Source organism: Tropicibacter alexandrii (assembly GCF_003667315.2).
Lineage (GTDB): Bacteria > Pseudomonadota > Alphaproteobacteria > Rhodobacterales > Rhodobacteraceae > Tropicibacter > Tropicibacter alexandrii.
In genome coordinates this window covers 59865-84410 of sequence record NZ_RCTZ02000009.1, presented here as the reverse complement: position 1 = coordinate 84410, position 24546 = coordinate 59865, and the positions used below count along the sequence as shown (strand labels likewise).

Annotated in this window: 25 protein-coding genes and 1 pseudogene; 11 read left to right on the top strand and 15 right to left on the bottom strand. The window is 66.9% G+C overall.

Annotated features, from left to right (window positions below; translation table 11 throughout):
• Nucleotides 1–186: 186 nt before the first annotated feature.
• From D8Z78_RS13225 to D8Z78_RS13205, 5 genes are all read right to left on the bottom strand, one after another.
• Nucleotides 187–438, bottom strand: coding sequence for a MoaD/ThiS family protein (locus D8Z78_RS13225; protein WP_121630745.1), 252 nt, complete (start codon nt 436–438; stop codon nt 187–189).
• Entirely contained in the window at nt 438–2675 is a 2238-nt protein-coding gene (locus tag D8Z78_RS13220; protein WP_121630744.1) for a xanthine dehydrogenase family protein molybdopterin-binding subunit, read from the bottom strand. The genes D8Z78_RS13225 and D8Z78_RS13220 overlap by 1 nt, the downstream gene beginning before the upstream one ends.
• Nucleotides 2675–3157 (bottom strand): (2Fe-2S)-binding protein, encoded by a 483-nt coding sequence (locus tag D8Z78_RS13215; protein ID WP_121630743.1) that lies wholly within the window; start codon nt 3155–3157, stop codon nt 2675–2677. Before D8Z78_RS13215 ends, D8Z78_RS13220 begins: the two co-directional genes overlap by 1 nt.
• Nucleotides 3154–4020, bottom strand: a complete 867-nt coding sequence (locus tag D8Z78_RS13210; RefSeq protein WP_121630742.1) for an FAD binding domain-containing protein — start codon at nt 4018–4020, stop codon at nt 3154–3156. The genes D8Z78_RS13215 and D8Z78_RS13210 overlap by 4 nt, the downstream gene beginning before the upstream one ends.
• A gap of 179 nt (nt 4021–4199) precedes the next feature.
• The gene (locus D8Z78_RS13205; RefSeq protein ID WP_164932963.1) at nt 4200–5060 is read right to left on the bottom strand and encodes a DUF1353 domain-containing protein; all 861 of its coding nucleotides are present in this window, start codon (nt 5058–5060) and stop codon (nt 4200–4202) included.
• Between the two features lie 141 nt (nt 5061–5201).
• Between D8Z78_RS13205 and D8Z78_RS13200 the strand changes: the two genes are divergently transcribed.
• Nucleotides 5202–5381, top strand: a complete 180-nt coding sequence (locus D8Z78_RS13200; protein WP_121630740.1) for a hypothetical protein — start codon at nt 5202–5204, stop codon at nt 5379–5381.
• Here the strand turns inward: D8Z78_RS13200 and D8Z78_RS13195 are convergent.
• A complete protein-coding gene (locus tag D8Z78_RS13195; RefSeq protein WP_121630739.1) occupies nt 5372–5821 on the bottom strand; it encodes a low molecular weight protein-tyrosine-phosphatase in 450 nt (149 codons plus the stop codon). The genes D8Z78_RS13200 and D8Z78_RS13195 overlap by 10 nt on opposite strands.
• A 40-nt stretch (nt 5822–5861) precedes the next feature.
• On the opposite strand from D8Z78_RS13195, the gene D8Z78_RS13190 reads away from it, so the two are divergent.
• A complete protein-coding gene (locus D8Z78_RS13190) occupies nt 5862–6557 on the top strand; it encodes an NAD-dependent deacylase (protein ID WP_121630835.1) in 696 nt (231 codons plus the stop codon).
• Between the two features lie 33 nt (nt 6558–6590).
• On the opposite strand, the gene D8Z78_RS13185 is transcribed toward D8Z78_RS13190, so the two are convergent.
• From D8Z78_RS13185 to meaB, 6 genes and pseudogenes are all read right to left on the bottom strand, one after another.
• Complete coding sequence (locus tag D8Z78_RS13185) at nt 6591–7043, bottom strand: copper chaperone PCu(A)C (protein WP_121630738.1); 453 nt, start codon at nt 7041–7043, stop codon at nt 6591–6593.
• Nucleotides 7044–7081: 38 nt separating this feature from the next.
• On the bottom strand, nt 7082–7432 hold the full coding sequence (locus D8Z78_RS13180) for a hypothetical protein (protein WP_128910786.1): 351 nt from the start codon (nt 7430–7432) through the stop codon (nt 7082–7084).
• 111 nt (nt 7433–7543) lie between these two features.
• Nucleotides 7544–7831, bottom strand: coding sequence for a 50S ribosomal protein L28 (gene rpmB / locus D8Z78_RS13175; RefSeq protein WP_121630736.1), 288 nt, complete (start codon nt 7829–7831; stop codon nt 7544–7546).
• A gap of 134 nt (nt 7832–7965) precedes the next feature.
• A pseudogene (locus tag D8Z78_RS25360) lies at nt 7966–8049 on the bottom strand (DUF1963 domain-containing protein); the annotation flags it as partial.
• A 12-nt stretch (nt 8050–8061) separates the two neighbouring features.
• Entirely contained in the window at nt 8062–9777 is a 1716-nt protein-coding gene (locus D8Z78_RS13165) for a DUF1963 domain-containing protein (RefSeq protein ID WP_121630735.1), read from the bottom strand.
• 96 nt (nt 9778–9873) lie between these two features.
• Nucleotides 9874–10848, bottom strand: a complete 975-nt coding sequence (gene meaB, locus D8Z78_RS13160; protein WP_121630734.1) for a methylmalonyl Co-A mutase-associated GTPase MeaB — start codon at nt 10846–10848, stop codon at nt 9874–9876.
• Between the two features lie 177 nt (nt 10849–11025).
• Between meaB and D8Z78_RS13155 the strand changes: the two genes are divergently transcribed.
• The 3 genes from D8Z78_RS13155 (at nt 11026) to D8Z78_RS24615 (ending at nt 15335) form a co-directional block, all read left to right on the top strand.
• Nucleotides 11026–12600, top strand: a complete 1575-nt coding sequence (locus tag D8Z78_RS13155; protein WP_121630733.1) for a calcium-binding protein — start codon at nt 11026–11028, stop codon at nt 12598–12600.
• Nucleotides 12601–12646: 46 nt separating this feature from the next.
• Nucleotides 12647–15088: an ATP-dependent helicase HrpB gene (gene hrpB / locus D8Z78_RS13150; protein ID WP_121630732.1), complete on the top strand. Its 2442-nt coding sequence runs from the start codon at nt 12647–12649 to the stop codon at nt 15086–15088.
• 73 nt (nt 15089–15161) lie between these two features.
• Complete coding sequence (locus tag D8Z78_RS24615) at nt 15162–15335, top strand: hypothetical protein (protein ID WP_164932962.1); 174 nt, start codon at nt 15162–15164, stop codon at nt 15333–15335.
• A 35-nt stretch (nt 15336–15370) separates the two neighbouring features.
• On the opposite strand, the gene argF is transcribed toward D8Z78_RS24615, so the two are convergent.
• Entirely contained in the window at nt 15371–16297 is a 927-nt protein-coding gene (gene argF, locus D8Z78_RS13145; RefSeq protein ID WP_121630731.1) for an ornithine carbamoyltransferase, read from the bottom strand.
• 93 nt (nt 16298–16390) lie between these two features.
• Nucleotides 16391–17563 (bottom strand): aspartate aminotransferase family protein, encoded by a 1173-nt coding sequence (locus tag D8Z78_RS13140; protein ID WP_121630730.1) that lies wholly within the window; start codon nt 17561–17563, stop codon nt 16391–16393.
• Between the two features lie 246 nt (nt 17564–17809).
• On the opposite strand from D8Z78_RS13140, the gene queF reads away from it, so the two are divergent.
• The 4 genes from queF (at nt 17810) to D8Z78_RS24610 (ending at nt 21543) form a co-directional block, all read left to right on the top strand.
• Nucleotides 17810–18274 (top strand): preQ(1) synthase, encoded by a 465-nt coding sequence (gene queF, locus D8Z78_RS13135; protein ID WP_121630729.1) that lies wholly within the window; start codon nt 17810–17812, stop codon nt 18272–18274.
• A 39-nt stretch (nt 18275–18313) separates the two neighbouring features.
• Nucleotides 18314–19291, top strand: a complete 978-nt coding sequence (locus tag D8Z78_RS13130; protein WP_121630728.1) for a membrane dipeptidase — start codon at nt 18314–18316, stop codon at nt 19289–19291.
• Between the two features lie 123 nt (nt 19292–19414).
• Complete coding sequence (locus D8Z78_RS13125; RefSeq protein WP_121630727.1) at nt 19415–21037, top strand: hypothetical protein; 1623 nt, start codon at nt 19415–19417, stop codon at nt 21035–21037.
• Nucleotides 21037–21543, top strand: coding sequence for a hypothetical protein (locus D8Z78_RS24610; RefSeq protein WP_164932961.1), 507 nt, complete (start codon nt 21037–21039; stop codon nt 21541–21543). The genes D8Z78_RS13125 and D8Z78_RS24610 overlap by 1 nt, the downstream gene beginning before the upstream one ends.
• 30 nt (nt 21544–21573) lie before the next feature.
• Here D8Z78_RS24610 and truA read toward each other — a convergent pair whose 3' ends face one another.
• On the bottom strand, nt 21574–22341 hold the full coding sequence (truA, locus tag D8Z78_RS13115) for a tRNA pseudouridine(38-40) synthase TruA (RefSeq protein ID WP_121630725.1): 768 nt from the start codon (nt 22339–22341) through the stop codon (nt 21574–21576).
• 248 nt (nt 22342–22589) lie between these two features.
• Here truA and D8Z78_RS13110 point away from each other — a divergent pair, with 248 nt between their 5' ends.
• Nucleotides 22590–24017 carry a YcjX family GTP-binding protein gene (locus D8Z78_RS13110; protein WP_121630724.1) on the top strand — a complete coding sequence of 476 codons (1428 nt, stop codon included), beginning with the start codon at nt 22590–22592 and terminating at the stop codon, nt 24015–24017.
• Complete coding sequence (locus D8Z78_RS13105) at nt 24014–24502, top strand: GNAT family N-acetyltransferase (RefSeq protein WP_240672116.1); 489 nt, start codon at nt 24014–24016, stop codon at nt 24500–24502. The genes D8Z78_RS13110 and D8Z78_RS13105 overlap by 4 nt, the downstream gene beginning before the upstream one ends.
• The last annotated feature ends 44 nt before the right edge of the window (nt 24503–24546 follow it).

Below are 24546 nucleotides of genomic sequence, written 5' to 3'. Positions count from 1 at the left end.
GGCCAGTTCCGTTTTGCGACCTGCGCCACCTGTCTTCGGGTGCAGGGCCAACATGGCGCTTGCGACTTAAAGAAGAATAAAACTCGTGCAGAACCGAACGCAGATTTCGGCAAAATTTTAGACGAAGCCAAAACAAAGCCCCCGGCGAAGCGCGTCGCCGGGGGCTTTGGCATTCATATCAAGGGGTTATCCGCCCTTCATCCTTTGCATAAGGAATATTTCATCCTCCGGAGAAACCGCTTTGTGGCGGCCACCGTTGAGGATTTCTCCGTTCACGGCAACCGAAACACCGGCATCCAGAACCGGTTTGACGCCGGGATGCGCCTCTGACAGCGCATCCAGCATCTCGCCCACGGTGTCCGCCTCGACCTCAACCGTCTCTGCGCCGTCGGTCAAACGGCGCAGCCCGGACCACAGGTGAACCGTGACCTGCCCCATCACTTCGCCTTCAGCGCCGCCAGCAGTTTCGGCGGGTTGATGGGCAGATGGGTCATGCGCACGCCCACCGCGTCGTGGATGGCGTTGGCAATCGCCGGCAGCGGCGGGGTGATGCCCGTCTCGCCGACGCCGCGCACACCGAAGGGGTGGCCGGGGTTCGGGACCTCGACGATGACCGTGTCGATCATCGGCAGGTCGGAGGCCACCGGCACGCGGTAATCGAGGAAGACCGAATTCGCCAACCGGCCCTTGTCGTCATAGACGTATTCCTCGTTCAGCGCCCAGCCGATGCCCTGCACCGCGCCGCCCTGATACTGGCCTTCGACATAAGACGGGTGGATTGCCCGGCCCGCGTCCTGCACCACGAGATAGCGCAGGATCGTGACGCGCCCGGTCTCCGGGTCAACCTCCAGATCCACCACATGCGCGCCAAAGCTGGCCCCGACACCATCCGGCACCGATTCATGGTGGCCCGAGATCGGACCGCCGGTGGAGCCCATCTTGGCGGCGATTTCCTTGATGGTCATGGGGGGGAACTTGCCCGCGTTCGGCCCGGCAGGCTGCGCCGCGCCATCGGCCCATTCCACGGCTTCCTCGTCGATGCCCCATTCGGCGGCAGCGCGGCGGCACATCTCCTTGATCGCGCCTTGGGTGGCCTCGACCGCGGCCTTGCCGGTGGCGAAGGTCGCGCGCGAGCCGTGGGTCGGCTCGTTCACACCCAGCGCCCCGGTTTCGACCACGTTCACGCGCACATCTTCATACGGAATGCCCAGCGTTTCCGCGACCATCAAGGACACGGACGCGCGCGAGCCGCCAATATCGGGCGTGCCGACCGACACCTGCGCGGTGCCGTCCTCGCCAATCGCCATGCTGACCGAGGTCTCGCCATTGTGGTTGAACCAGTAGCCGACGGCAAAGCCGCGACCCTGATTCGGGCCAAGCTCGGCTTGCAGGTTCGGGTGATCCTTGACCGCTTCCAGCACCTCTTTGAGGCCGATGGAGCCGAATTTCGGCCCATAGCTGGCCCGGTCGCCGGTCTGCACGCCGTTCTTGATGCGCACCTCGATCGGGTCGAGCTTCAGCTCGCGGCACATCTCGTCGACAAGGCTTTCGACGGCGAAGGCCCCCATGGGCGAGCCGGGCGCGCGATAGGCGGCGCATTTCGGGCGATTGGCCAGCACGTCGTAGCCGATATGCTGGACATTCTCCAACTTGTAGCCCGCGAAGGCACAGTACAGCGCCATGTCCACAGGCGCACCGGGGAAGGCCCCGCCCTGCATCCGGAACTCGGCCCGCGCGCCGGTGATGGTGCCGTCGGTCTTCATGCCGATCTTGACGTCCATGCTGGCCGAGGCGGTCGGGCCGGTGGCGCGCAGCACTTCGGAGCGGGTCATGACGATCTTCACCGGACGTCCGCCAGCCTTCTTCGACAGGGCCAGCGACAGGGGTTCCATGAAGATCGTGGTCTTGCCGCCAAAGCCGCCGCCGATTTCCGACGGCGTCACGCGCAGTTGCGAGGCCTCGATGCCCAGCACGGCGGCGGACATCTTGCGGATGAACCACTGACCTTGGGTGCAGACCCACATCTCGCCCTTGTTGTCGCTGCCCATCTGGCCGACGCAGGCATGCGGCTCGATATAGCCTTGGTGGGTGGCCTCGGTCTTGTAGGATTTCTCCATCACAAGGTCGGCCTCGGCAAAGCCCGCCTCGACATCGCCGCGCCCGAATTCCATGTACTTCACGACGTTCGGATGCAGCCCCTCGGGGACGGTCGGGTCAGCCGCGCCTTCGCGGATGACCGGCGCGCCCTCGGCCATGGCATCGTCCACATGGATCACATGCGGCAGTACCTCGTACTCGACCTCGATCAGGCGGGCGGCCTCTTCGGCCAGCAGTTTCGAGGTGGCGGCGACGGCGGCGACGGCATGACCGTCATAGAGCGCCTTTTCGCCCGCCAGCGTGTTTTCCTGAAGGTCCCATTCGTCGCCGGTCAGACCCGTGGGGAGGTCGGCGCGGGTCACGACCGCCTTCACGCCATCCAGTGCGAGCGCCTTGGACGCGTCGATCTTGACGATTTTCGCATGCGCATGGGGGGAGCGCACGACCGCCGCATGCAACATGCCCGGCAGCGAGAAGTCCGCGCCATAGCGCGCACGGCCCGTCACCTTGTCCAGACCATCGGGGCGGTCCGGACGGGTGCCGACCAGTTTGAATGTGTTCAGCTCATCTTTCGCCATCACGCCACCTCCTGACGCATTTCCGCCGCCGCATCCATGACGGCGCGGATGATCTTGTCATAGCCCGTGCAGCGGCACAGGTTGCCCGCCAACCAGTAGCGGGTCTCTTCCTCGGTCGGGTCCGGGTTGACCTCCAACAGCTTTTTCGCCGCGACCAGAATGCCCGGTGTGCAGAAACCACACTGAAGCGCCGCATGTTCGATGAACTTGCGTTGCAGCGGGTGCAGGTCGTTGCCGGTGGCCATGCCTTCGATGGTGTCGACGGTCTTGCCGTTCGCCTCGACGCCGAGGACGAGGCAGGAACAGACCAGCGTGCCGTCCAGCTCGACCGAGCACGCGCCGCAATCGCCGGTGCCACAGCCCTCTTTCGATCCGGTCAGGCCAACGTGATCACGCAGGCAGTCCAGCAGCGTCTCACGCGGGTCGGCGAGGAATTCGACGGCGTCGCCGTTGATCTTCGTCTGTACGTGAACCTTGGTCATGCAGTTTCTCCCTTCGCGCGGGCATAGGCGATCTTCGCGGCGCGTTTCGCCAATACGCCTGCGATTTCGACGCGGAACTCGGTGGTGCCGCGCTTGTCGCTGATGGGTTTGGCGGCCGCCTTGGCCGCAGCTTCGATGGCGGACAGCGCCGCATCGTCGAGGGTCGTGCCGATGATCGCATCCGCCGCCTCGGGAACAAGGATCACCGTCGGGGCCACCGCGCCCAGAGACACGCGGGCCTCGGCGATGGTGTCACCGTCCAGCCGCAGGCTGACCGCCGCGCCGACCACGGCAATGTCCATCTCGGTGCGCGGGATGAAGCGCAGGTAGCAGTCGCCGGCGTTTTGCCCGCGCGCGGGCAGCAGAATGGCCGAGATCAACTCACCCTTGGCGAGGTTGGTCTTGCCGGGGCCTGCGGGGATGTCCTCGACCGGCACGGTGCGGCTGCCATCGGGGCCGGTGATTTCCACGGTCGCGCCAGCAGCGACCAGACCGGGCACGGAATCAGCCGCCGGAGAGCCGTTGCACAGGTTCCCCGCCAGCGTCGCGCGGCCCTGAATCTGGGTGGAGCCGACCAGCTCCATCCCCTCGACCACGCCGGGCCAGTCGGCCTTTAGGCTCGCATGCGCCCCCAGAGCGATGCCCGGAACGGCGACGCCAATCCGCCAGCCGCCATCCTCGGTGCGGCTGATCTCGCTTGTGCCGGGGATCTTCTTGAGGTCGATCAGGTCGTCCGGCAGCACCATCCCCGCCCGCATCTGAACCAGAACATCCGTGCCCCCCGCCAGAAAACGCGTCAGGCCGGACGCCCCGGCCGCGACGGCCGACGCCTCTTCGTAGGTGCTTGGTGTGTGATATCTCATGAGACCCTGTTTCCTCCACGCTGTCTGCTTGCGCCGTCAGTTGCGCCATCCATTTGCCGTGAGCATGCCCGTTGGACCGGCCGCCCCGAAAATGTTTGCGCCTAACGGGCCTCACCCGCGCGCTGGCGTCAAGCCCCCGCGCGCGTTTTCCCACAAGCTTGACGTCGGAGGAAGGCCCGTCAGATCGGCTCCCCCGTGGCCGGATCGATCACGGGCTCTGCCGTCTCGCCGCTGTCCTCGGGATAGAGAAGACCATACGGCTCTGTCACCGGCGTTTCCTCTTCGTATTCGGAGGCGGGGCTTTGCGGCGCGCGCGGGTAGGCGCGCAGCATCGCGCGCTCCTGCATCTCGAGATAGGCGATCAGCCGTGGCAGAGGCGGATTCTCGCGCTCGATATAGCGTTTGGCACTGCGCATGCGGGCCTGCCGTTCGGCGGTCGGCACGTGATCGAGACTGCGATACCCGGTCTGCCCGATCGTGGCGGCAGGCCCTTGGGTCGAGATCAGGTCGCGCGGGGCGGGCCAGCGCGGACCGCCCATCCAGACGGCGGCAAACATCACCTTGGCCACGATCGGCTGGGCGCCGCCGGTGATCAGCCCGTCATAGAACATCAGGTGCACGTCTTCCCAACGCGCGCGCTGAAACCGCGGCCCGGTCTCGTTGCCGACACCGCAATAGGCGTCATGCACGGCAGCCGCATTGATGAATTCCGGCGAGGTCGGATCCCCCACGACCGAGACGAAGATCGGCGGGATCGAGGCACCATCGGTCAGCGTGCGCGCCGGGGCCACCCAGCCGCGCCCCCGCGAATCGACGAAGTTCAGCGGCGCGGCGGTCGGATAGAACAGATAGGCGCGTTTCGGCAGGGTCACCGGTTCGGGCAACACGCGCAGCGGCGACTGATCAAAGCTGCAACCGCCCCCCGGCCTTGTCAGGCAAGAGATTTCCGGGCTGTCCACGCCGGAGGATCGGGTCAATGTCGTCGGGTCACATCCAGCCAGCGCACAGGCGCCCGCCAGCAAAAGTGCAATACGTTTCATGGTCGAAAATCCAAGCCTGATCGATAATGGCGACACCATACGGCATCGCCGATGCAGCGATCAAGTCTGGCTGACATGGATCAAGGACAACACATGCCGTTATCCATATGTAATCAGGGAACACCAGTCAGGAGGTCCGGGATGTTCCGTCTTGCCAGCATTCTCTATTCGTTGATTTCCACCTCGCTTGCCGGGACCGGCGTGATCGCCGTTCTTGCGGCAGGCTATGGCACCTTGATACCGATCCTTGCAGCGGCGGCGGCCGGGTTCGTTCTGGCCCTGCCGGTCTCGTGGTACGTGGCGCGGCAGATCTACAGCTGAGCGATCAGTCCGCGCGCGCAGGTCTCGACCAGATCCAGCGTGCCGTCGAAATCCCGCGTGTAATAGGGGTCGGGAATGGCGGTTGCGCCGGTCTGCGGAGCGTAATCGGTGAACAGCGCCAGCCGGGCGCGGGCGTCGCGCGGCGCCATGCGGCGCAGGTCGTCGAGATTCTCCGCATCCATCGCCACGATCAGGTCAAAGGCCTCGAAATCGGCGCGGGTGACTTGGCGCGCGCGCAAGGCGGACAGGTCGTGCCCGCGTCGGCGCGCCGCTTCCTGCATCGGTCCGTAGGGCGGTTCGCCCACGTGCCAGCGACCGGTGCCCGCGCTGTCCAACTCCAGTTCCGTCCCCCGATCCCGGGCAAGGGCGCGCGTCACCGCCTCGGCAGAGGGCGAGCGGCAGATGTTGCCCAAGCAGACAAAGAGGATACGGTAGACCATGGGGCTGGCCTACAGCCCGACGGCACGGGGGACAAGCGCCATGGACAAGATCGTGATTCTCACCGGCGCGGGCCTGTCCGCCGAAAGTGGGCTGGGCACGTTTCGCGACGCGGGCGGGCTGTGGGCGCAGCACCGGATCGAGGATGTCGCCACGCCCGAAGGCTTTGCCCGCAATCCCGGTCTCGTGCATGACTTCTACAACGCGCGTCGCCAGCAGGCCGCCGAGGCCGCGCCCAATGCCGCGCATGACGCGCTGGCGCGGCTGCAACGGGACTTTGCTGGGGACGTGGTGATCGTCACCCAGAACGTCGACGGATTGCACGAACGCGCCGGGGCGCAGGCGATCCATATGCATGGCGAACTGGCCCGCGCGCTCTGCGCGGTCTGCGACCACCGCTGGGACGCGCCACCTCAGATGGACACGCACACCCCCTGCCCCGCCTGTCAGGCCCATGCCGCCCGCCCCGACGTGGTCTGGTTCGGAGAGTTCCCCTATCACATGGAGGAGATTTCGGATCACCTCGCCAATTGCACGCTGTTCGCGTCGATCGGCACATCGGGCAATGTCTACCCGGCGGCGGGTTTCGTGCAGGAGGCGCTTTATGCCGGGGCGGAGACGGTGGAACTGAACCTTGAGCCGACCGAGATCAGCCGCGCCTTCCACAGCCGCCGCATCGGCCCGGCCAGCCGGACCGTTCCGGCTTGGGTCGACCAACTGCTCGGCGGCGCGACGTGACGAAGGCCGGGGCTGCCCCCGGCCTCCTTCGGATCAATGTCCGGCCATGCCGTGACCCTGTTTGCGTTCCAGATCGACGGGAATCTCCACCGCGATTTCACCGGCCTTCTCGAAGACCAGCGTGACCGTGACCATGTCGCCCTGTTCCATCGGGCCGTTCAGCCCCATGAACATGACGTGGTCGCCGCCGCGCATGAGGGCGTGTTCGCCCCCGGCGGGGATGGCAAAGCCTTCCTCCACATGCATCATCTTCATGATGCCGTCGCCCATATCCTTGTGGGTGTGCAACTCGACCCGCTTGGCCACGTCGGACCGCGCGTCGATCAGTTGGTCATCCTCGGGGCCGGTATTCTCGATCACCATGAAGGCCGCACCGGCCATGGTGTTGGCAGCCCGCGCATAGGCGTCCTTGACCACGATGTCAGCCATGGCGGGCATGGCGGCGAACAGCGCAACCGCGCTGGCGAAAACAAACGTCTTTTTCATTGGGTCTTTCCCTTTCATGTCAGATTCACGGTTGGAAATCAGACAGAAAGCGGTGGCCCCCGGGCTTGTGCGACCGGCGCCCCGCGCCCGGCCACGCGCATTCCCTCGATGGCGGGCACGATCTTGACCCAGACCGGGACGGGGGCAAGGGGCACATAGCCGTCGCCCACATCGACGAACAGGTTCAGCGCGCAGTCGGGGCACAGATGCGCCGGGCCGGTGGGCTGGCCATCGGCATCCATCGGCACGACCTGCATCACGCCCCCGGCGCAGATCACCATCGTGTCGACCGGCACCGGCATGCCACGCGCCGCCGCCATGCTCACGCTGGTCAGCGCGAGCATCAGGGACAGGAAAATCCCGGCAGCGATGCGATACATACGGGTCATGGAAAGCGATATACGCCCGCGCCGCGCCCCCCGCCAGAGACAAAGCGCCGCAAACGCAAACACCCCCGCAGGCCGGGCCTGCAGGGGTGCATCGATGCGGTCAGCAAGGGATCAGGCGTCTGCCTGCGCCTTTGCAATCTCTTTCTTGACCTTCAGCGCACGGTCGGACAGTTCGACATCCTTGGCCTTCGCCAGGAACTTGTCCAGACCACCGCGGTGGTCGACAGACCGCAGCGCATGCGCCGAAATGCGCAGCTTGATGCCACGGCCCAGCGTTTCCGACTGAAGCGTCACATCGTTCAGGTTCGGCAGGTAACGCCGCTTGGTCTTGTTGTTGGCGTGGCTGACATTGTTGCCAACCATCGGGCCCTTACCGGTCAGTTCGCAAACACGCGACATGGGTCTATCCTCATCCTCTGGGGCGAGGCCACCTGCGGTTGCCTTGCCAATATACAAGGGCGCCGCTGTGGCGCCCTGAATCTCGTCGGGTCGCAATAGACTCACATCCCCTGCCCGTCAAGAGCCTGTTACGTTTAACTGCCCGCCGTCAGCGCCCATGCCTTGTCAAAGCGTCGGGCCGCCAGATCGGCTTCGGTGATCCAGAACTCCATAACGCCTGCATCGCAGAATCACATATCCAGCCCCCGGTCGCTGTCGAGGCACAACAGCCGCACGTGACCGGGCTTGTCGAAGCCTGTGATATTGGTGAAGTGCTGGGCGCTGCCAAGCATCAAGTGGCGTGCATCCTTGACCTCGCGCACCAGTGTGTCGCCGTCGCTCTCTGGCAACATGTGGTCGGCAAAATGGGCCGTCTCGGCGATGCGCACCGCCTCGCGGTAGCGCGGATTGCTGAAAATCGGCTGCCCCTCGAACGGCCATGTCGAAACGATACACGGTTCGACCGGCGTCCGACGCCACCCCTTGCGCCCCAGATTGCCCCGCGCCGAATCGATCTGGCCATAGCCGTGATCCACATCTGGCATGTCGTCCGGGAAATCGCGCGGCGGCGCGCCTGCGGGCACGTGCAGCACACGCCACGGCGTATCGCCCTCGCCTTCGAAATCTATGAGTTGCAGCATCTCTTCGTCGATATCGGCAAAGAACAGCAGCATCCCGTCCTTGGGCAAGGCCGCCTCGCCGGGCACCTTGGGCATCTCTGCGCAGTCGATGCCGCACAGGTAATGCAAAGGCATTCCGTGGCCCGGATGGCGCGGCCACGCCACGCCCGCAGGCAAAGGCGGCCGCCCCCCCAGATGCGAGCGCCCGCCCGACGCGCCCTGCCGCAGGAAGATCGCCTTGCGTTCATGGGCCAGCAGCAGCTCTTCGAGCTCGGCATCCCCGATGTCACGGCGGGCCTCTTGCCGCCTGGCTTCGTACTGGCGCTGTTTTTCGGCCCGTTCAGCGGCCTCTTTGGCCTTTGCAGCCTCGGTGGCGGCCTGCGCCCGGGTCGCGGTGCGGGCAACGCGCTGCAATGTCTTCATCGCGCTAGGATCGGTCAGACGGAAGCGATCCGGCACCGCGCGTCCGGCGACCACGTCAGAGATCAGTTTGGCGCGGCGCTGCATCGTCAGCGGAAGCCAGTCGACCTCTGGCCGGATCTCGCCCAGCCCCCGGCCCATCGCCACGCCAGCCGCCTCGTACATGCCGTACAGTTCCTGATGCACTTGCATCTGCGGTGTCATCTGCAAGGGCTCCTTTGTCCGGGCGGCCTGCTTCACCGCCATCCGTGCCAAATCCTCGATCGCGGTCAGGTATTTGCGATCCTCTGCGCTGAGCACGAGAGGGCTCAGGCGTTTGCGCAGGGCCACACGGGCGCGCCGCCACAGGGGTAAAGGACGATCTTGCGGCGTATAGGCGACGGCGCGGCGGCTGTAGTACCATTGATCATCCGCCGTGCCCCCCGCAGCCCGCGCAAGCACATGCCCCCAAAGCTCCGGCATGACGCGTTGTTCCAGCACGAAGGGCACCTTGCATTCCAGCCGCATCGCCTGCGCCAGCATGGCGCGCAGCGCCTCGGCATCGTCGGCGTCCCGGATGCGGGGTTTCAGGCCCCATGCTTCGATCAGCTTGGCACCCGCCTTGACCTGACCTTTCTTCCGGTCCCACCCGGCCATGGCATAGGCAAATTTCAGGATCGCGCGGGATTTTGGCCCGCAGGTCAGGTGCACGAACAGGCTCCAGCCGATCAACGGGATCAGAACGACGATCCCAACCGCGATCAGTGCCGCAGCAACGACGTCGAGCCCCATAAGAAGCCCGGACACCAGCCCGCTTGCCTCCGCCGCGACCAGCGCCCCGGCAAACGCGACAAGCCCGGCAATCTGCCAATACCGATCCGTCCACATCTCTGCGTCACCTCTGCCACCGTTTCCAATGACGACGCAATCAAGGGCTTATGGCCGGATTATGGCGTGAACACGGAAATTGGCGCAAAGGCGCGCCTATTCCATCAACAGGTGCTCGCGCAGCAACTCTTCTGCCGCCGCAGATGGCGTCAGGCGACCATCCTCGACCTGCCCGGCCAACGCGCGCATGGCGCCCTTGACCGGCTCGCGCGTCAATCGGGCCAGCAGCCGCTCGCGCACTTCGGCCTCGAACCAGAATCGGGCCTGCGCGGCGCGGCGCGCCTCGAAATGGCCGTTCTCCTGTCGCCAGTCGTTGAGCGCCGTCATCTCGCCCCAGACCTTTTCCAGCCCGTTCTCCTCGATCGCCGAGACGGTCAGCGCCTTGGGGAAGCCCTCGGGGTCCTGCGGGCGTTTGCGCAGCAGGCGCAGGGCGCCGGCGTAATCGGCGCAGGTGCGGATCGCGGTGGTCTTCAGATCGCCATCGGCCTTGTTGATCAAGAGGATGTCGGCCATCTCCATGATGCCGCGCTTGACGCCCTGCAACTCGTCGCCCCCGGCGGGGGCCAGCAGCAGCAGGAACAGGTCGGACATTTCCGCAACCATGGTTTCGGACTGGCCCACGCCGACCGTCTCGATCAGGATCACGTCAAAGCCTGCCGCCTCGCACAGGTCGATCGCCTCGCGCGTGCGCCGCGCCACGCCGCCCAATTGGCTTTGCGAGGGCGAGGGCCGGATAAAGGCGTTCTTGTCGCGCGTCAGACGCTCCATCCGGGTTTTGTCGCCCAGAATGGACCCGCCAGAGCGCGCCGAGCTAGGATCGACGGCCAGAACGGCCACTTTCAAACCCTGCCCCGTCAGGAAACAGCCGAACGCCTCGATGAAGGTCGACTTGCCGACACCGGGCGTGCCCGACAGGCCGATGCGCAGGGCTTGCCGGTCATGGCCGCGCAGCGTTTCGAGCAACTCCAGCGCCTGAGCGCGGTGGTCGGCCCGCCCGCTTTCGACCAGCGTGATCGCCCGCGCCAGTGCCCGCCTGTTGCCCGCAAGGATCTGTTCCGCCATGTCCTGCATCAGTCACCCCCAGTCCAATGCGCGACTTGTGCCGCCCCCACCGCCCGAGCGCAAGTCATTCAAATTTTCCCTATTCATCCCGTGTCCGGTCCGACCTCTGCCGCAAACCGGCCATGATTCGACGCGAATTCCACCCTCCGGGGGCGCAAGCCAGATGCAAAGCAAGGACACACCGCCATGACCACCCGCGCCACCCTCGACCTCTTCGCCGCACCGATCGCGACCGATCCCGGTCTGGCAGAGACCCTGCCCTCCGCCGAGATCGCCGAGGGCCTGAGCGCCGCCCGGACGATGAATGCGCTGATCGCCGAGGCGATCGACACGCTGGGCGTCAATCTCGATGGGCAGATCACCGTCGAGGATGTCATGGCCATCTCGGACTGGATTCGCGCCGACGGCACCCGCCTCGACACCTATCTCACGGCCTATGGCAGCAGCGTCGACGGGGTCGAAACCGGTTTTCAGCTGGTTCACGACGATGGCGGCACGCTGGTGGTCGAGGGCGAGGAACTGGTCGATACGGCACTGGCCATCCTCTACCAGATCGGGCTCGGCCATGTCGAAGGCTCGATCCTCGACATCGATGGTGACGAAAGCGAGGACCTTGTCGATGTTGCCGCATGGCTGAACCTTGCGGTCAACGGCACCTCCACCTTCGAAGGCGGCGAGACCGACGATACCGTGCGGGCCGAGGACTCCTCGGAGGAACTGGAACCGGTGCATGGCTCCTACAACATGGGCGGCGGGCGCGACCGTGTCATCGCCGGGCGGGGCAACGACACCGTGCGCGCCGGTACCGACGACGACCGCATCTTTGGCCGCGATGGCGACGACGACATCGATGGCGAATCCGGCGACGACCGCCTGTACGGGCAGGACGGCCACGACAACATGCGCGGCGGTCTGGGCAATGACGTCATGTTCGGCGGGCGCGGCAACGACAACCTCAGCGGCGATGACGGTGACGACCGGATGCGGGGCGGTGACGGCGATGACGGCATGCAGGGCGGCGCCGGTCAGGACGTGATGCGAGGCGAGGCCGGCGACGACGACATCGAAGGCGGGGCGGGCAATGACTGGCTCAACGGCGATGCGGGCAACGACACGATGCGCGGCGATGACGGGACGGACCGCCTGACCGGTGGCGAAGGTGACGATTCCCTGTCCGGTGGCGCGGACAATGACCGCCTGATCGGCGGCAACGGGTTCGACACGCTGGAGGGCGGCACCGGACACGACCGCCTTATCGGCGGCGAAGGCGACGACTCGATGATCGGTGGCGACGGCCATGACCGGCTGATCGGGGGCGGTGGCCACGACGAGATGCAGGGCGATGCCGGTTGGGACCGGCTGTTTGGCGGTGACGGGGACGACCTGATGTCCGGCGGGGATGGCCGCGACATCCTGATCGCAGGCGACGGCGCAGACACGCTGGACGGTGGCACCGGCGCGGATGTCTTCCGGCTCGACGGCGCCGACGACATGGTCGATGTGCTGATCTTCAACACCGGTGACAGCTCTGCCGCGGCAATGGACACCGTGTACGACTTTGCAATCGGCGAGGACCTGATCGACCTGACCGCGTTCGGCACGCTGGGCTTTCTCGGCGCCGCCGCCTTTGACGGAACAGCCGCCGTGCGGTTCGAGGACGGCCTGCTCGAAGTCGATGCGGATGGCGACATGGCCGCCGATCTCGTTGTCCACCTGCATGATGTCACCGACCTGACGGCAAGTGACTTCATCCTTGCCTGAGTGATGTGACCTTGTCGCGCCCCTGCCCGCTGTGGATAAGGGGCGCATGACACCGCGCCTGCCCATCGACGACGCCCTGCCCGCCCTGCTGGATGCCCTGCGGGCGCGGGGCCGTGCGGTGCTGCAGGCGCCCCCCGGCGCGGGCAAGACGACGCGGGTGCCCCTGGCGCTGCTCGACGCGGGGCTGGTGACCGGGCGCATCGTCATGCTGGAACCGCGTCGCCTTGCGGCGCGCGCGGCGGCGACCCGCATGGCCGAGACGCTGGGCGAGGAGGTCGGCGAAACCGTCGGCTACCGCATCCGGGGCGAGGCGAAGACCGGCAGGCAGACCCGCATCGAGGTCGTGACCGAGGGCATCCTGACGCGCATGATCCAGTCCGACCCGGAACTGACCGGCGTGGGCGCGGTGCTGTTCGACGAATTCCACGAACGCTCGCTGAATGCCGATCTGGGACTGGCGCTGTGCCTCGAAATCGCCGGAGCCCTGCGCGAGGACCTGATCCTGATCGCCATGTCCGCAACACTGGATGCCGGGCCGGTGGCCGAGCTGATGGACGCGCCGGTCGTCACCTCCGAGGGGCGCGCCTTTCCGGTGACGCCGGTCTGGCTGGACGCGCCGCTGGGCAAGCGGATGCGGTTCGAGGATGCCATGGCCGACCTGATCTGCCGCGCCGCGGCCCAGACGACGGGGGGCATGCTGGCCTTCCTGCCCGGCGAAGGAGAGATTCGCCGCACCGAGGCCTTGTTGCGGGGCCGCCTGCCGGGCGACGTGAACCTGCGTCCGCTCTTCGGTGCGATGGACTTTGCCGCGCAGCGCGCCGCGATCCGGCCCGAGACATCGGGGCGCAAGCTGGTGCTGGCCACCTCGATTGCCGAGACCTCGCTGACCATCGCCGATATCCGCGTGGTCATCGACGGCGGCAAGGCCCGGCGGGCGCGCTTCCACCCCGGCTCGGGCATGTCGCGGCTGGTGACCGAACGCGTCACCCGGGCCGAGGCCACACAGCGTGCGGGGCGCGCCGGGCGCGTCGCCGAAGGCACCGCCTACAAGCTTTGGACAAAGGGTGAGGAAGGCGCGCTAAGCCCTTATCCCCCCGCGGAAATCGAGGCTGCCGACTTGGCCGGTCTGGCGCTGGAACTGGCGCTGTGGGAGGCGTCGCCCGACCAATTACCGTTTCTCACGCCGCCGCCCGAGGGCGCCTATGCCGAGGCGCGCGCGCTGCTGACCCTGCTGGGCGCGCTCGAAGACGGGCGGATCACCGATCACGGGCGCGCCATCGCCGCCTTGCCGCTGCACCCGCGTCTTGCCCATATGTTGCTGATGTCGGGTCAAAAGGGTGCAAATCTGGCGTCTCTCTTGTCCAATCGCGATCCGCTCACAGGGGCGCCCACAGACTTGACCCTGCGGCTGGAGGCGCTCTCCGACCCGCGGCGTTTCGCCGAGACCCGCCCCCATGCAATCCATCGCGGCGCGCTGGAAACCATCCGGACCGAGGCGAAGCGGCTGGCGCGCTCTGCCCCCCGCGCCGCGCCCACGCGCAGCGCCGCCGAGATGGCCGCGCTGGCCTATCCCGACCGCATCGGGCTGCGGCGCAAGGGGGACGCACCGCGCTTTCAACTGTCTGGCGGCAAGGGCGCGGTGATGGACGAGGCCGACCCGCTTGCGGGCGAACGGCTGCTCGTGGTGACGGATACCGACGGCAACCCGCGCGAGGCGCGCATCCGGCAGGCGGTGGCGATCTCGTTGGCCGAGATACGCGCGCTGTTCGCCGATCAGATCGCGTGGCACGACATGTGCGAATGGTCCCGGCGCGAACGCCGCGTGATCGCGCGCCAGCAGGAACGGCTGGGGGCGATCGCGCTGGATGACCGCATCTGGAAGGACGCCCCGGATGAGGCCATTGCCCGCGCCATGTTGGACGGGGTGCGTGATCTGGGCATCACGCTGTCGGACGCAGCCCGGCGATTCTGCGCCCGCGTGGCGCTGGCGCGCGAGGCCGGGCATGACCTGCCCGACATGTCCCCCGAGGCGCTTCTGGACAGCGTCGAGGACTGGCTTCTCCCCTACCTCTCGGGGGTCAGGACCGCCGCCGACTGGAAGAAGTTCGACCTGTTGCCAGCCCTGCGCGCGCGGCTGGACTGGGGCCAGATGCAGGCTCTGGATGGTTCGGTCCCGGCCCATTTCACGACGCCGCTGGGGCGGCAGATCCCGATCGATTATTCCGGCGAGCATCCGGAGATTTCCTTGCGCCTGCAAGAGTTGTTCGGCCAGACCACGCACCCGATGGTGGGGCGCACGGCCCTGAAGGTGACGCTGCTGAGCCCCGCGCAGCGGCCCGTGCAAACGACGATGGACCTGCCGGGTTTCTGGTCGGGCTCCTATGCGGATGTGCGTAAGGACATGCGGGCGAAATACCCGCGCCACCCTTGGCCCGAGGACCCGACACAGGCGGACCCGACCCTGCGGGCAAAACCGCGCGGCACGTGAGCTTTGCCGCCGCAGCTAGGACAATCTTAACCGCTCTCGGGCAGGCTTGCGCCAGTCATGCATGGAGTCCCGGATGCAAGAGCTGCCCAAACGCTTCTCGGTCGCCCCCTATCAGTACCGCCCGCACCTGCCGCCCCGCGTCATGCGGCGCAACCCGGTGCAACCGTTGATCTGGGGGGCGGTGCTGATCTTTGTCCCGATGTTCTGGCTTATGGCGATCGTGTGGTTCACGCGCGTGGTGTTCTAAGGGTAGGTCGGGGTGATCCCGACCTACGGGATATATCAGCCGCCGATGCACCAGCGCATGATCGCCTTCTGGGCGTGGAGCCGGTTTTCGGCCTCGTCCCAGATCACCGATTGCGGGCCATCCATCACCTCGGACGTCACCTCTTCGCCGCGATGCGCGGGCAGGCAGTGCATGAAGAGCGCGTCCTTGCCCGCCGCCTCCATCAGGGCCTCGTTGACCTGATAGGGGCGCAACATGTTGTGACGGCGTTCCCTGGCGGATTGCGCGTCATGCATCGAGACCCAAGTGTCGGCGACCACCAGATCGGCGCCCTCGACGGCCTTGAACGGGTCGCGTTCGATGGTGATCGTGCTGCCCTGATTGCGGGCGAGGCCCACGAATTCCATCTCGGGGTCAAGCTGCACCGGCCCGGTGAAGGTCAGGTCGAACCCGAACTGCCCGGCGGCATGCAGGAAGGACGCGCAGACGTTGTTGCCGTCGCCGCACCAGACGACCTTTTTCCCGGCAATGGGGCCGCGATGTTCCTCGAAGGTCAGGATGTCGGCCATGATCTGGCAGGGATGCGTGCGGTCCGTCAGCCCGTTGATGACCGGCACGGTCGCGTAGTCCGACATCTCTTCGAGCACACTTTCGTCGAAGGTGCGGATCATGATCATGTCGACGAAGCGGCTGAGGACGCGGGCGGTGTCGGCGATGGTCTCGCCATGGCCCAGTTGCATGTCGCTGCCGGACAGCACCATGGTCTGCCCGCCCATCTGCCGCACGCCCACGTCGAACGACACGCGGGTCCGGGTCGACGGTTTTTCGAAGATCAGCGCGACCATGCGCCCGTCGAGCGGGGTTTCGTCGTCGGGCATCGCCTTGGGGCGGCCGTTGCGGGCGGACTTGATCGCCTTGGCCTCGTCGATGATGGCCCTCAGCTGGTCCTTGTCGGTCTTGTGGATGTCAAGGAAGTGGTTCATGTCAGTGTTCTTTTTTGTGAAAGGGGGGGAGGGGCGCTGCCCCTCTGCGCCACTGGCGCATTCACCCCGCGGTATTTTTGGCCAGAAGAAGCATCAGGCGGCTAGGGAGGCGGCGGCCTTGTCGAGACGGGTGATGGCCTCGGCGACCTCGTCTTCGGACAGGGTCAGCGGCGGCAGCAGACGGACGATGTTGTCGGCGGCTGGAACCGTGATGACCTCGGCGGCGTAGCCCGCCTTGACGAAATCGGCCGGGGCGATCTTGGTGCGCAGGCCAAGCATCAGGCCCTGACCGCGAACGGACTCGAAGATGTCCGGATGGCTGGCGACCAGCCCTTCGAGACCTTGCCGCAACTGACCGGCGCGGGCGCGGACCTGTTCAAGGAAGGCCGGGTCGGCGATGCGATCCACCACGGCCTTGCCCACGGCGCAGCCCAGCGGGTTGCCGCCATAGGTCGAGCCGTGCGTGCCGGTGACCATGCCGCTGGCGGCATCCTCGGTGGCCAGCACGGCGCCAAGCGGGAAGCCGCCGCCGATGCCCTTGGCGACCATCATGATATCGGGGGTGATGCCCGCCCATTCATGCGCAAAGAGCTTGCCCGTCCGGCCCATGCCGCATTGCACCTCGTCCAGGATCAGCAGGATGCCCTTTTCGTCGCACAGCTTGCGCAGGCCTTGCAGGCATTGGTCGGGCAGCGGGCGGATGCCGCCTTCGCCCTGCACCGGTTCGATGAGGATCGCCCCCGTACGCTCATTGATCGCGGCGTTCAGCGCATCGTGATCGCCCCACGGCAGGTGCACGAAACCTTCGAGCACGGGACCAAACCCGCCGACCATCTTGGGCGCGCCAGAGGCCGCAATCGCCGCCGTGGACCGGCCATGGAAGCAGCCGTCGAAGGTCAGGATCTCGATCTTTTCGGGCTGGCCTTTGTCGTGCCAATATTTGCGCGCCATCTTGACCGCCAGTTCGCAAGCCTCGGTGCCGGAATTGGTGAAGAAGACCGTGTCGGCAAAGGTCACGTCGACCAGCTTGCGCGCCAGCGCCTCTTGTTGCGGAATCTCGTACAGGTTCGACACGTGCCACAGCGTGTTCGCCTGCTCGGTCAATGCGGCGACCAGTTCGGGGGCCGCATGGCCCAGCGCGTTCACGGCAATGCCGGAGCCAAGGTCGAGAAAGCGTCGCCCGTCCTCCTCGATCAGCCACGAACCTTCGCCCTTCACAAAGTGCAGGGGCGCGCGTGCATAGGTGGGCAGAACGGGTGCGATCATGTCACGTCTCCGGATAGATGAGGCCCGATTGGTTACGCGACCAAGGGACCGAGTCAAGTTTTCAAGGGGGTGGTGTGGACAAAAACGACGAAACCGCGCGCGACTGGCGCGGGGAAAGCTCAGGCTCGTCGGATGATCGTCTTGGTGTCCATGCGCGACTGATGCGCTGCATCGCGCGCGAATGCAAGGGAAATTGTCAGCGGCGGCGGCACGCGATAGGACGCGCGCAACGCGAAAGGACGCATCATGAGCGACGATATCTATTCCGGCCTGCAACAGCTGGGCCAGCCGACCGGCATCCCCACCGACCCCGATCAAGCCGTGCTGGAGCGGGTCCCCAACCCCGAGGCCGGGACGCGCTATTGCGTGCGCTTCACCGCGCCGGAATTCACCTCGCTGTGTCCGATGACGGGGCAGCCGGACTTTGCGCATCTGGTGATCGACTATGTGCCGCGCGATTGGCTGGTGGAATCCAAATCGCTGAAACTGTTCCTGTTTTCCTTCCGCAACCACGGGGCCTTTCACGAGGCCTGCACGGTGATGATCGGCAAGCGCATCGTCGATCTCCTAGACCCGGAGTGGCTGCGCATCGGCGGCTATTGGTATCCGCGCGGCGGTATCCCGATCGACGTCTTCTACCAGACCGGCGAGGTGCCGTCGGGTGTGTGGATTCCCGATCAAGACGTGCCAACCTATCGCGGACGCGGATAGGGCTGGACGCCCGCAAAGGGCGCGGCTAGCGTCGCGCCCATGAGCGTGCTGATCGACAACCTGCAATACTGCAACTTCTCGGAAAAGGTCTTTCGCCAATTGCGCGAAGGCGGCGTCGACGCAATCCACGTGACCATCGCCTATCACGAGAGTTTCCGCGAAATGGTGCTGAACCTCGAACGCTGGAACCGCTGGTTCGAGCAGTTCCCCGGCCTGATCCTGCGCGGGACCGAGGCGCGGCATGTGATCGAGGCCCAGCAGACCGGGCGCACGGCGGTCTTCTTTGGATTTCAGAACCCCTCGCCCATCGAGGATGATATCGGGCTGGTCGAGATCGTGCACCAGCTGGGTGTGCGCTTCATGCAGTTGACCTACAACAACCAGTCGCTGCTGGCGACGGGCTGTTACGAGGACGAAGATACCGGGTTGACCCGCATGGGGCGCGCCGTGGTGGCCGAGATGAACCGGGTTGGGCTGGTCGTGGACATGAGCCACAGCGCGGAGCGGTCGACGCTGGAGGCGATCGACCATTCCACACGGCCCATCGCGATCACCCATGCCAACCCGCATTGGTGGCACCCGGCGCTGCGCAACAAGTCCGATACGGTGTTGAAGGCGCTGACCAATTCCGGCGGGATGTTGGGCTTTTCCGTCTATCCGCATCACCTGAAGGACGGCACGAATTGCCGCATATCGGATTTCTGCGAGATGATCGCCGAGGCGGCGGATCGGTACGGGGCGGAAAACCTCGGCATCGGCACCGATCTGTGTCAGGACCAGCCGGACAAGGTCGTCGAATGGATGCGCGTGGGGCGCTGGACCAAGGACATCGACTATGGCGAGGGCTCGGCGGCCAAGCCCGGCTTTCCGCCGCAGCCCGACTGGTTCTGCGACAACCGCGACTGGGACAATATCCGCGACGGGCTGCGCGAGGTGGGCTTTTCGCGGGCCGAGACGGACGGGATCATGGGCGACAACTGGCTGCGGTTCTACGAGGCCAGCTTCGGGCCTGCGTGACCTGAAGTAGGATGGGTGATCACCCATCCTACCCAAGCTCACCGCCCTGCCCAGTCGTCACCGGACCACCCTGCGTCGCGAATCTCTCTTTCCTGACACGGCGCGCGATGCCAGACTGCCCGCATGAAAGACATTGCCCTGCCCCCGCTGCGCCCAGCCGCGCAGGTCATGCGCCTCGCCCGGATGGGCGCGGGCTTTCCAACCCGCCTGTCCTTCCTGCGCTGCCTGACCAGACGGCTCGCGCGCGAGGGTGCCGAGTTGCGCCGCCCGGTCTGGCAGATCGACGCCGAGGGCTATGGGCACGCGGTCTACACCATCGCGCTTGGCGGGCACGATTACAGCCTTGTCGCCGTATCCAGCCCGCTGGCGGATGAGGACCGCTCGGACCGGGTGATCGCCACCGCTTGGGACACTGCCTATGTGCTGTTCGACGGCATCCCCGGCCCCGAGGACATCGCCCGCATCACCGCCAATGCGCCTTTGCAGGAGGCCGGGCGATTCGGCCCGCGCGACCTCGTCCTGTCGCGCGCCAACAAGTCCGTCCGCCTGTTCGGTCATATCGTCGAGCACCTGCGCGCGGGCCAGCAGCCCGACCGGGACCAGATCGATGCCGTGGGCTATCTGATGCGGACGACCGCCGTCTACGGCAACGGCAAATTCGGCATCGCCGACCGCGCCCTGATCGCTGGCCGTCCCGGCCTACAAGGCCCCTTCGCCGCCGAGATGCTGACCGTATGGATGATCCGGACCTTCACCCACGACCTCGTCGAGCATCTGGGCGGCGCGCCGCTCGATCCCGATCTGAAACGCCGCCTTGGCATCGGCAATTCGACCGGGCTCGGCATGGCGCCGTTCCTCGTGTCCCATCCGGTGCTGCTGAACAACTGGATCGCGGCGCGCGAAACCGCGCTGGCGCGGGTGCTGGCCATGCCCGATATCTCGCCCGAGGCGCGGGCGCGCCTGCATACGCTGGCGCTGCGCGCGGCGCAGCACCTCGCCGACTGGCGCGTGCCCGATCCGCGCGCTCAGGGCGAGATCGCCCAGACCGCTCGGGAATGGCCGCAGGTCATCGCTGCGGTGGCGCAGGGCAGCCCGTCACAGATCCTCGCCGCGACCGACGCCCTGTCCGTCCAGACACAGGAACTGACGGTTGCCCTGCTGCTCGAACCCTTCGGCGAGGTGATCGACGACCTTGCCGAGACGATGGCCGACACGGCCCCGCCGACGCCCCTGCCGCCCGATACGGTCGAAGATCTGCGCGCCCGCATCGCGGCGCAGTTCGGCTGGGCGCTTGCGCTCGATTTCGACGACCCCGCGCATCTGCGCCGCTTCTGGTACGTGTCCGAGGAAAAGAACGAACCGCGCCTCGGCGACCGCTTTGCCGAGCCGGGGGCCGAGCGGGAAAGCCCGCTCGACATCGCCCGCCGGGTGCAGGCGCTGCATCGCGCATTGCCCGAAAGGGGTCCGCTGCGCGCCTTCCGCGAAGCCCATCCGCAGCACGAGATGGCGCTGGCGCGGGTGCTGCTGGCGGATGCCCATCCCTATTCGGAAATCCAGGACAACCTGCTCGCGGACACCACGCGGCCCATCGACATGCTGCGCTGCAAACTGGCCTTCTTCGGGGCGACGGGTTTCGATCCGAAATCGGATCTCTGGACCCGCGTCACCCTGTGTCGCGGTGCGCCCCTGCCCGAGGACTTGTCGACGCCGCTGGCCGATGACTGGTGGCTGAGGGCCAGCGCGTGATGCGTTCGGTCAACGAGGTCGAGGTCCTTGCCCGCAAGGCCGCGCTTGGCGCGGGCTTCCCCTCGGCGCAAGCGGACAGCTTTGGCCGCGCCGCCGCGCATCACCTCGCGCTGGAGGGCGACCCGGAGGCGCTGACACGGGCGCTTGACGCGGAGGGCGGGCCGATCCTGCGGCTGCACCTGCTGCCCGAGGACATCCGCCGCGCCCTGCCGCTGGCCGGGCCCGACATGGTGCTCAGCCTGCAACCGGGCGACGCGGCGCTGGCCCCGGCCTATGCGCGGATTTGCGGCCACGCGATCGCAGGCTGCCACGTGGTCGAAGAGGACGGAATCCCGCGCCTGCACCTGTCCATTGCGCCGGACGCTCCGGCCAGTTCCCTGCCCGCGCGGCTGACGCTGCAAGGTGAGTGCTACGACGCACTGGCCGCGCTGGCGGCGCGCACGCTCGTGCCCGCCAGCGACGCTTCCCGCTCCGGCGCAGGGGCGGGCGATATCGACAATGACTGACAGTCCACGGGGCGGCGCTGTGCGCCCTTTTCAGGAAAACGGGTCCTCGGGATAGCCAACCCCCGTCAGGTACAGCCCGTCCGGCGGGCTGACCGGTCCGCAGGCCGCGCGGTCGCGCGCGTCCAAGGCCTCGGCCACCCGCTCGGGCGCCCAGGCGCCCGCACCGACGCGCTCCAGCGTGCCGACGATGGAGCGGACCTGATTGTGTAGGAAGGACCGCGCCCGCAGGCGGAACTGGATTTCCGGCCCGGCCGGTCCCTCGACCCGGTCGATGCGGATCTCGTCCAGCGTCTTGACCGGGGATTTCGCCTGACACATCACCGAACGGAAGGTGGTGAAGTCGTGAAGCCCGACGAGATGCGCCGCCCCGGCGCGCATGGCCTCTGCGTCGAGGTCGTGGTTCACCCGCCAGACCTGCCCGGTCTCCAGCGTCGCGGGGGCGCGGCGCATGAGCAGGCGGAAGAGGTAGCGCCGTTCGATGGCGGAAAAACGCGCGTGCCACTCATCATCGACGCGCGCGCAGGCGAGGATGCCGACCGGGGCGGGTTTGAGGTGATAGTTCAGAGCCTCGGACAGGCGGAACGGGTCCCAGTCCTTGTCCATGTCGCACTGTGCGACCTGCCCGCGCCCATGCACCCCGGCATCGGTCCGCCCGGCGGCGGCGATGGTGTGGGCGCGTGGCTCCAGCCGCGCCAGCGCGGCCTCGATCGCGCCCTGCACCGAGGGCTGATCCGCCTGTCTTTGCCAGCCTGCGAAGGGCCGACCGTCATATTCCACGAGAAGCGCGTATCTGGGCATGGCAGCCGGATAGCCCGCCGGTCTCGTCACCGCAAGGGCGGGTGTGGTGATCCAAAGGTGCGCCTTCGGCGCGCAGGGTGCCTCGCTGTCCTCCCTTCGGTCGTCCGCTCGGGTTGGCGCCCGTAGCGAGGGCGGGTCGTGACGGTCAGGGTGGCGCCCGGTGCAAGGGGGAAGCTGCGCGCGTCCCTCCCTCTGGCATATCCGGGCCGGGCTGCCTAGATTGCCGGTGTACGACAGAAAGGCGGCCCATGGTCCTAGGCACGATTGCCGACACGCTCACCCGCGGGGTGGAGCAGGTGTCCGACACGTTTTCACAGACCTTCATGGAGCCGACCCTGCGGCTGGGTGTCACCGGGCTGGCGCGCGCGGGCAAGACCGTGTTCATCACCTCGCTGGTGGCCAACCTGCTGGATCGTGCGCGCATGCCGCAATTGGTGGCCGAGCGCGAGGGCCGTATCCTCACCACCTTCCTGCAACCGCAGCCCGACGATACGGTGCCGCGTTTCGACTATGAAAGCCATCTGGCCGAGCTGACCGGCACCGACCCGCGCTGGCCCGACAGCACCCGTGCGATTTCCGAGCTGCGCCTGTCGCTGAAGGTGCGCCCGACCGGGCTGCTCTCGGGTCTGTCGGGGCCGCGAACGCTGCATCTGGATATCGTCGATTATCCGGGGGAGTGGCTTCTGGACCTTGGCCTGATGGACAAGAGCTTTGCCCAATGGTCCGAGACCATGCTGACCCGCATGACCCGCTGGCCCGATCACGCGGGCTTTGCCGCGCTCGCCACCTCCGAGGCCGCGCAGGCCGATCTTGACGAACCCGTGGCCAAGCGCCTTGCCAGCGCCTGGACGGCGCTGCTGCATGCCGCGCGCGGGGCGGGGTTTTCCGACTGCGCGCCCGGGCGGTTCCTGTTGCCCGGCGATCTGGACGGCTCGCCGGTGCTAACCTTCGCGCCCTTGCCGCCGCAGGACGGTGCCGGGCGGCGGTCGCTTTATCGCGAGTTCGAGCGGCGGTTCGAGGCTTACAAGGCCAAGGTCGTCAAACCCTTCTTCCGGGACCATTTCGCCCGGATCGACCGGCAGATCGTGCTGGTCGACGCCCTTGGCGCCATCCACTCCGGGCCGAAAGCGGTCGAGGACCTGCGCCAGACGCTGGCCGATATCCTTGGGGCGTTTCGGCCAGGGCAGAACGCCTTTCTGTCGCAATTGCTGCTGGGCAAGCGGGTGGAAAAGATCCTGTTCGCCGCGACCAAGGCGGATCATCTTCACCACACCCAACATGCCCGGCTGAGCGCCATCATGGAGGCGCTGACCCGCGACGCCCGCGACCGGGCGCGCTTTGCCGGGGCGGATACGCAGGCGCTGTCGCTGGCGGCGCTGCGCGCCACGACCGAACAGATGGTGTCGCATGGCGGACGAGAGCTGGCTTGCGTGCGCGGGGCGCTGCTGCAGGCGGACGGGTCGCGCGGCAAGCAGGCAGCCTTCTATCCCGGCGAATTGCCAGAGGACCCCAGCCACCTGCTGACGCCCGCCCGGCAGGGGGCGGACAGGTGGCTCGACACCGATTATGAGGTGATGCGCTTTGCCCCCGCGCCGGTCACGCTGAAACCCGGCGAGGGTCCGCCGCATATCCGGCTGGACCGGGCGGCGCAGTTCCTGATCGGGGACCGGCTGTGAGCGGCGCACACCAACCCGTCGCGCACGGCTTTGCCCCGCCTCCGCCCGGGATCACGCTGCGCGCCGCAACGGCGCTGGATGCCGGGGCGCTGGGACAGATGATCACCGACGCGGTTCGGGAAAACGCGTGGAAGCCGCGCCTGCACAGCGCCGCCGAGGACATTGCCCACGCCGCCAGTCTGATCGAGCGCGGATGGGTGACGGTCGCCAGCCGCGGCCCCCGGCCCGAAGCCTTCATCGCGCGCGAGGACGACTACGTGCATGCGCTTTTCACCGATCCGGCGGCCCGCGCGACCGGGCTGGGCTCGGCGCTGATCCGGCAGGCCCAGCAGCAGCGCGCGCGGCTGGAGCTTTGGACATTCGAGGCCAACCGCGCCGCCCGCGCCTTCTACACCCGCATGGGCTTCGTCGAGATAGACCGCACCGCAGGCGACAATGACGAAGGCCTGCCCGACATCCGTTTGCGCTGGCGCGCCCAAAGCTAGGTCCGGGATCACCCCGACCCGCAGACCGCCAACGCCTGAGAAGA

Coding starts and splice junctions, on each gene's coding strand:
- D8Z78_RS13220 (WP_121630744.1), bottom strand. CDS start 2,675: ATGGCGAAAGATGAGCTGAACACATTCAAACTGGTCGGCACCCGTCCG.
- D8Z78_RS13195 (WP_121630739.1), bottom strand. CDS start 5,821: ATGGTCTACCGTATCCTCTTTGTCTGCTTGGGCAACATCTGCCGCTCG.
- D8Z78_RS13125 (WP_121630727.1), top strand. CDS start 19,415: ATGAAAGACATTGCCCTGCCCCCGCTGCGCCCAGCCGCGCAGGTCATG.
- truA (WP_121630725.1), bottom strand. CDS start 22,341: ATGCCCAGATACGCGCTTCTCGTGGAATATGACGGTCGGCCCTTCGCA.
- D8Z78_RS13130 (WP_121630728.1), top strand. CDS start 18,314: ATGAGCGTGCTGATCGACAACCTGCAATACTGCAACTTCTCGGAAAAG.
- argF (WP_121630731.1), bottom strand. CDS start 16,297: ATGAACCACTTCCTTGACATCCACAAGACCGACAAGGACCAGCTGAGG.
- D8Z78_RS13210 (WP_121630742.1), bottom strand. CDS start 4,020: ATGAGATATCACACACCAAGCACCTACGAAGAGGCGTCGGCCGTCGCG.
- D8Z78_RS13110 (WP_121630724.1), top strand. CDS start 22,590: ATGGTCCTAGGCACGATTGCCGACACGCTCACCCGCGGGGTGGAGCAG.
- D8Z78_RS13190 (WP_121630835.1), top strand. CDS start 5,862: ATGGACAAGATCGTGATTCTCACCGGCGCGGGCCTGTCCGCCGAAAGT.
- queF (WP_121630729.1), top strand. CDS start 17,810: ATGAGCGACGATATCTATTCCGGCCTGCAACAGCTGGGCCAGCCGACC.
- meaB (WP_121630734.1), bottom strand. CDS start 10,848: ATGCAGGACATGGCGGAACAGATCCTTGCGGGCAACAGGCGGGCACTG.
- D8Z78_RS24610 (WP_164932961.1), top strand. CDS start 21,037: ATGCGTTCGGTCAACGAGGTCGAGGTCCTTGCCCGCAAGGCCGCGCTT.
- D8Z78_RS13140 (WP_121630730.1), bottom strand. CDS start 17,563: ATGATCGCACCCGTTCTGCCCACCTATGCACGCGCGCCCCTGCACTTT.
- rpmB (WP_121630736.1), bottom strand. CDS start 7,831: ATGTCGCGTGTTTGCGAACTGACCGGTAAGGGCCCGATGGTTGGCAAC.
- D8Z78_RS13180 (WP_128910786.1), bottom strand. CDS start 7,432: ATGACCCGTATGTATCGCATCGCTGCCGGGATTTTCCTGTCCCTGATG.
- D8Z78_RS13200 (WP_121630740.1), top strand. CDS start 5,202: ATGTTCCGTCTTGCCAGCATTCTCTATTCGTTGATTTCCACCTCGCTT.
- hrpB (WP_121630732.1), top strand. CDS start 12,647: ATGACACCGCGCCTGCCCATCGACGACGCCCTGCCCGCCCTGCTGGAT.
- D8Z78_RS13205 (WP_164932963.1), bottom strand. CDS start 5,060: ATGAAACGTATTGCACTTTTGCTGGCGGGCGCCTGTGCGCTGGCTGGA.
- D8Z78_RS13155 (WP_121630733.1), top strand. CDS start 11,026: ATGACCACCCGCGCCACCCTCGACCTCTTCGCCGCACCGATCGCGACC.
- D8Z78_RS13185 (WP_121630738.1), bottom strand. CDS start 7,043: ATGAAAAAGACGTTTGTTTTCGCCAGCGCGGTTGCGCTGTTCGCCGCC.
- D8Z78_RS13225 (WP_121630745.1), bottom strand. CDS start 438: ATGGGGCAGGTCACGGTTCACCTGTGGTCCGGGCTGCGCCGTTTGACC.
- D8Z78_RS13215 (WP_121630743.1), bottom strand. CDS start 3,157: ATGACCAAGGTTCACGTACAGACGAAGATCAACGGCGACGCCGTCGAA.
- D8Z78_RS24615 (WP_164932962.1), top strand. CDS start 15,162: ATGCAAGAGCTGCCCAAACGCTTCTCGGTCGCCCCCTATCAGTACCGC.
- D8Z78_RS13165 (WP_121630735.1), bottom strand. CDS start 9,777: ATGTGGACGGATCGGTATTGGCAGATTGCCGGGCTTGTCGCGTTTGCC.